5 protein-coding genes and 1 pseudogene are annotated in these 5711 nt (G+C 59.4%); 3 read left to right on the top strand and 3 right to left on the bottom strand.

The window, feature by feature from the left end; translation table 11 throughout:
- Window positions 1-111 precede the first annotated feature (111 nt).
- On the bottom strand, window positions 112-351 hold the full coding sequence (locus tag FQ377_RS14575; RefSeq protein ID WP_148601885.1) for a hypothetical protein: 240 nt from the start codon (window positions 349-351) through the stop codon (window positions 112-114).
- A 341-nt stretch (window positions 352-692) separates the two neighbouring features.
- On the opposite strand from FQ377_RS14575, the gene FQ377_RS14570 reads away from it, so the two are divergent.
- Both FQ377_RS14570 and FQ377_RS14565 read left to right on the top strand, forming a co-directional pair.
- Entirely contained in the window at window positions 693-1679 is a 987-nt protein-coding gene (locus FQ377_RS14570) for a DUF4238 domain-containing protein (RefSeq protein WP_148601884.1), read from the top strand.
- Between the two features lie 44 nt (window positions 1680-1723).
- Window positions 1724-2215 (top strand): hypothetical protein, encoded by a 492-nt coding sequence (locus tag FQ377_RS14565; RefSeq protein ID WP_148601883.1) that lies wholly within the window; start codon window positions 1724-1726, stop codon window positions 2213-2215.
- Here the strand turns inward: FQ377_RS14565 and FQ377_RS14560 are convergent.
- Both FQ377_RS14560 and FQ377_RS14555 read right to left on the bottom strand, forming a co-directional pair.
- Window positions 2167-3456 (bottom strand): ISL3 family transposase, encoded by a 1290-nt coding sequence (locus tag FQ377_RS14560; RefSeq protein ID WP_148601882.1) that lies wholly within the window; start codon window positions 3454-3456, stop codon window positions 2167-2169. The genes FQ377_RS14565 and FQ377_RS14560 overlap by 49 nt on opposite strands.
- An 832-nt stretch (window positions 3457-4288) precedes the next feature.
- On the bottom strand, window positions 4289-5299 hold the full coding sequence (locus FQ377_RS14555) for a BsuBI/PstI family type II restriction endonuclease (RefSeq protein WP_187393395.1): 1011 nt from the start codon (window positions 5297-5299) through the stop codon (window positions 4289-4291).
- A 114-nt stretch (window positions 5300-5413) separates the two neighbouring features.
- Between FQ377_RS14555 and FQ377_RS14550 the strand changes: the two are divergent.
- Window positions 5414-5711 (top strand): annotated as a pseudogene (locus FQ377_RS14550) (transposase); the annotation flags it as partial.

Raw genomic sequence — 5711 nt, 5'->3', positions numbered from 1 at the left:
CCGTGAACGGACTCATCGAACTCCACCGCCGCGTCGCCCGAGGATTCCGCAACCGAGACAACTACCGCCTACGCATGCTCCTCATCGGCGGCGGACTCAGCCACTCCCACCTCAAGTAAGAAGAGCCGGGATACCCGTACCCCAGGTCTTCGCGCCCGCGAAAATCACCGCCCAGAATCGCACCCCGTTCCTCTCGCCGCCACGAGACTTGTTGACGAGGGTGGGCCGCTGACCGACGTACACGCTTAGAAAGTTCGAGTCCCTAATTACCGAGTACGCCATGAAGGACACTACGACGGCGAAGGCCGAGTTGGCCTGATAGGGGAGCGGGTGGTGGTATGAAACGTACACTGCACAGTATTCTTGCCGCCCTCGGCCGCTGCTGCTCATCAGCAAGTAGAAGAGCCTCCACCGCCCGGTACGCGCCTGTCGCGCTCGACTATCAGTCCAGGCACGTCCTACTCAAGGAAACTCTTGATCGCGTTGCAGCGCGTACGCCCTGGAGCGGCTCAGCTACAGCGCACCCGCCGCTCCCATGAGGTGGAGCCTGAGAATTTCCTCTGTTATGAGTGAAGATCTGAGGCGGAACTGTGTAATCCGATTTCGCCTCCACCTTCTGAGCGCAATGACAACTGCTGTCTTGACTGGAATGCTGGGTAAGATGCTGGCATCATCTAAGGAGAGGAACTTCAATGCCGACTGCTCGGCGACACCACACGGTACCAAATTTCTATCTCAAAGGGTTCGCGACTACCGGGGCTGAACCAACGATCGGGACTGTCGGCTTAAAGGATGGTCGACGATTTCGATCAGCCACAAGTAATGCAACGGTGTGGAGGAACTTCTACTCGATAGTGGGGCATCCAGCAGGGGAAGACGTCTTCGAGCAGGCTTTGTCTGAGATTGAAGGCAAGGCTGCCGGGGTCATTAGACAGGTAGCCGAGGGAGTATGGCCACTCCCTACGGAAGAACGAGAAATTCTAGCCACTTTTATTGCGTTCCAGTTTCTTCGAGGACCAGATACTCGCGCTTCCCTGAGCCAGATGGAGTCAGGCTTGGCCCGGGTGATGTTTACAGCAATGGGGAAAGAGGGTCTGACCCGAGAGTTCGAGCGGATGGGGAAGGAAGTCGACGAAGAGACTCTGGACAAGCTTCTCGTACAGGCTGCCGATCCCGATGGGCTGAAGATGCAGACTACGCCGCTTGGACACATCGTGCAGATCCTCGAACTCGTTCCGTCCATTCTGCCTTTTATCATCGGTCGGCCGTGGCTCTTGTACAGATTTGAACGTAAGACGCTTCTCACCTGCGATACTCCTGTGTCGCTCATCCGAAACCCCAATTTTGCAGAGATAGAGATGGGCGTGGGCGTTTTCACCGCGTGGGGTATCACTGTCCCGTTGACTCGAAACATCGGACTACTCCTAAGCGACCCAACTCCTACCTTCGAGGGAATAACGGACGAAGCAGAAAAGAGGGCAGTGGCTGAGTCCAACGCTACCGGCGTCTCCGACGCTGAGATTCCCCCCACAACCGCAATGGCGAAGCTCTTCAACTCGCACACCATAGCAAATACGAGGCAATGGCTTTTCCATCATCCCGATGATGTTGGATTGGTGCCAGATGAGTTACCTGAACCTCGGGAGCAAGAAGTTAACTTTAGCGGGCAGCCCTGGTGATCAAAGATGCGGCCGCAGGCGTTACTGCGCCAGCGAGGTAATCAGTGAGTAAGCGGTCGACATACTTTCGAGATCTCAAACCCGGCGACTCGAACCTTGCGTGGAAGGGTATGAGACGTGATCTTCAGCAGATCGATGAATGGCACAAAGTAGGGGAAAAAGCCCATAATAATGCGCCAGGTTCACTCCTTGATGTTATCGACGGGCTGACCGAGCCCTTACAGGCGTCACATCTCTTGGGGTATCTCCTTCACACTGCTGTGGATCATCTTCACGCACTCAAGGCACAGCTCGTAGAGGCCAAGTCGCAGCACACCTTTGCCCCCTACACCCTGATTAGAGGAGCGATCGAAGCGTCGTCGACGGCGCTGTGGATCTTGCAGGATGGTGTGCCGCTTGCTGTTGCCACGCGTTCTTTGAGGCTTGAACACGTCAACCTAAGCGGCTCTTCACGGTTCGTGGGGAATGGCGTTGCTGAGGTTGAGTGTCATGCCGCCGTTCGGGTGGCACTGGTGAGCAGGATACGGGATCGGTAGTTGTCCGGGTTGCGGTAGCCGCGTGCGGTGCGTTTGATGTGCTTGATCGCGGTGTTGTTCGCTTCGACTTTCGCGGTCGTGGCGCCGGTGGTGATGAGGACTTCGATCTCGGGCCACCACCTGCAGATGGTGCGGTAGAGCCGGCGGGTCTCGGGCAGGTCAGCGAGGTCCACGAGCCGTGCGAGTTCTGCTTTGGCGTGTTCTGCGTCGTGGAGGGAGCCGGTGCGTAGGAGGGCGCGGAGGTGTTCCTTGACCTTCCAGACGGCTTCGAGGCGCCCGGTGGGGTCATCGACGGCGAAAACCACGTCGAGCCGGTTCCTGGCCCGGTCGGAGAGCTTCTCTGTACCCTTGAGGAGCAGGCGCCGGTTCGCCCATGACGGGTCCACGGACCGGCCCCGCCGGCCCCGGGTTTCCTGGGTTACCCGTTGGCGGACTTCGGTGACCATATTGTTGGCGAGCATGCTCAGATGGAACGCGTCCACGGACACCGCGGTGCGCGGCAACCACATCCGTAGCGCTTTGCGGAAAGCCGCCGACGGGTCGATCGCGACAACCTGCACCCCGAGCCGCCACGCCAAGGGGCGGGCTTTGAGCCAGTCGCCGACGCCGGTGCTGTCACGGCCGTCGACGATCCCCAGGATCTGTCCGGTGTCCAGGTCCACGATCGTCGACATCCAAGGCTCATACCTCCGCCAGGCCTTCGTGGTCGGGTTCTGGAAGAACCGCACGGATCGGTACCGGTGCTCATCAATGCCCAGCATTCGCGGCGCCAGAGAATCAACGTCCGGCAGCGCCAACGCCGCCCGGTTCACGGCGTTCTGGACCAGCCACCAGGACACCTTGAACGACGCTGCGGTCTCGGACACGGCCCTGCCCGAGCCGATCACCGCGGACACCACCTGGTCGGTGAGCCGGCGGGTGGACCGGGCGAACCTGGGCACCTGGACGGTGGCTTCCGAGAAGGACTTCCGGGCGCAGAGAGCTTCGTCGCAGAACCAGCGCCGCTTCGCCCACACCAGTTCCACCAGCCCTCCGACCGGGATGTCCCGGACCCGCTGCAGGCGGCGTTCCTTCAGCCGGGACGCGACCGCCCCGCAGCCCGGGCAGCCTGGCGGGTCCACGGACTCCACCGTGACCCGTCGCCGACCGGAAGCCATGGACGCGGCGTCCAGGACCCGGTATCCGGGCAGATTGAAAATGGTGGTGGCAGCGTCAATTGCTGCCAAAGTAGGCTTACTCAAGGCTCGTGGTTCCTGTTCAAGATGGATGCTTAGACACACTCGTCTCAGCAGGACCACGAGCTCCTAGCTAACTACGACACGAGCCCCGCTCCCCACGAACCACGAAGAGCCACCTAAGCGATCAAAAGAGGGCAGCTCAGACCATTGACCCCCGTGCAGGATATGACCAGGATTTGTTGGAAGTACTGCATGGCGTACTCAGGCGTAATGGGCTGAAGATCCAGGACGTCAATAGTAACTTGACGATCACCACGATTATCAAGGACACGGCAAAGACCTTTTCACTGCCCCGCTCGTACCTTACGTGGCAGATGTGTTCAGCGGCCGCTCACGGGCGGCCCTGGGCCCGACAGCACCTCACTCTGTTCGATGTTCATGACGACGACGGATCCTCGAAAACGCTCGGTGGGCAGCTGTCGTCCAATGAGCTGGCAATGGCCACCTCGCTGCGGACAGCGTGTGAGGTATTTGAGAAAGCGTTGATGCTCCGCCAAACCTACTCAAAGAATCCGGAGCGCCCTGGGAACAGCTTTATGAAGCCGCCTCGGGGACTGCACATCGTGAAGCCGCGCCTCATCGTTCCATGGGACTAGGGTTTGATCAGCAGCTAACCCTTACGCGGGACATGTGCCAGGACGTTGGCGGCTTCGTCTTCATCGAGGATCCACGGCTGGTGCGCCGGATGATTGGGGTGTTTCACCCGGAGGTAAGCCCGCACCACGCTGCCAGGACGTGACTCGTCCGTGTATCCCAGTTTGCGGGCGAGTTCAACGGGTCGGTAAGTGGTCGCAGCAAGAGTGTAGGTCAGGCGACCTGTGGTGCTGTGGCAGTCCTACTGCTGCTGCAGGGGATCCTGTTGAGGCCGTTTGAGAGTGACGACGTTGTTTGGGACGACGGACTTGATGGTGTCCCATGCCAGCTCGCGGTCCGGTTCGTCGAGGTAGCAGGCGTATGTGCCGACTGCGAGGTCCATCAGGTGTTTTTTCGCTGCCGGGTCGTTGCGGGACAGGAAGGCGTTGAGGAATCGGAGTTGGTCGGGTTTGATGCGTTGAGTGATGGCCCACTGCCTGAAATTTTCCCGTCGGCGCTCATCCACCGGACCGCCCGTAGCGACAGCTTCAACGATCCAGAATTCCGGCGGGTTCGCTGCCATATCAACGATCAGTGCGTCGGGTAAGAGGTCAGAAACGTTAATCGAGATATTTGCGGCAGCTAGGCGGCGCTCATCTACAAAGGCTTTTTTATCGCCTGGTTCGCTGATGGTGAGGATGGCTGGGGCGTGTAGTCGTTGGATCGCCCATATCTCGATGACTCCCTTAAGAATCAGTGATGAGTCGCCAGGAGATAGCTGTCGTGTGTCACCGCCTGGTAAGTCCACGGAGATGCTTTCAGAGGTGGTACGCCGTTCGCGGGCAACGAACGCCCGGAGTCGCTGTACTGGATCCATTGCAGTGTCGGTCCAGGCGCTGATGGCGGCTGTCAATTCGGGGCCTCGAAGTGATGGGTCAAAGAGTTCGGCGAAGCTTCGACGCATGATCCATCGCGCACCACCGGCGTTGGTTTTCACGCCGGCTCCTTGACTCATCGCGCCGTACTGTTCACCCAGAATGTAGATGCCTTTACGGACCGATTCCCGACTGTTCGTTGCGTACCAGGGGGTGGTGCTGATTCCCCAGTCGGTTTGTAGGGCGGTGGTGGTTGCTTGGCTTCTCAAATGACCGGCGTACCACGCTTCGCGTATGTCGGTGTTGTTTAGAGCGATGAGTTCTTCATTCATCCACAGCGCAGTGGTTGGTCTGGCATAGGACAGCGAATCGTCTAGGTCTGCCTCGTCCGAGGGCATGACGCATCCGGCCCAGATCAGCCCGGCCACGACAGTGGTTGGGTCCCCGGGTAGGAGTCCAGTGGTTGTGTGAGTTTCGCATCCGATAATGGGTGCAGGAGGAATTTCACAGACATGGCACGTAGACATACCCCGGAGCAGGTCATCGCGAAGGTCCGGCAGGGCCAGAGGATGCTCAATGACGGGCGCCCGATGATCGAGGTCGTCAAGGAACTCCAGGTCACCGAAGCGACCTGGTACCGGTGGGTGAACCAGTACGGGTCCGAGAAGAACGCCGAGACCTCGAAGCGGACCAGGGAGCTGGAGAAGGAGAACGCCCGGCTGAAGAAGTTGTTGGCTGATCAGGTCCTCGCTAACGACATCCTGAGCGAGGTGGCGCGGGGAAAATTCTGAGCCCTGAACCGAGGCGGCG

It is taken from the genome of Arthrobacter echini (assembly GCF_008107445.1).
GTDB classification, from domain to species: Bacteria; Actinomycetota; Actinomycetes; order Actinomycetales; family Micrococcaceae; genus Arthrobacter_D; species Arthrobacter_D echini_A.
Note: the sequence above shows the minus strand (reverse complement) of the source record. Positions and strands in the feature narration are given on the sequence as shown.

Coding starts and splice junctions, on each gene's coding strand:
- FQ377_RS14555 (WP_187393395.1), bottom strand. CDS start 5,299: ATGCCCTCGGACGAGGCAGACCTAGACGATTCGCTGTCCTATGCCAGA.
- FQ377_RS14570 (WP_148601884.1), top strand. CDS start 693: ATGCCGACTGCTCGGCGACACCACACGGTACCAAATTTCTATCTCAAA.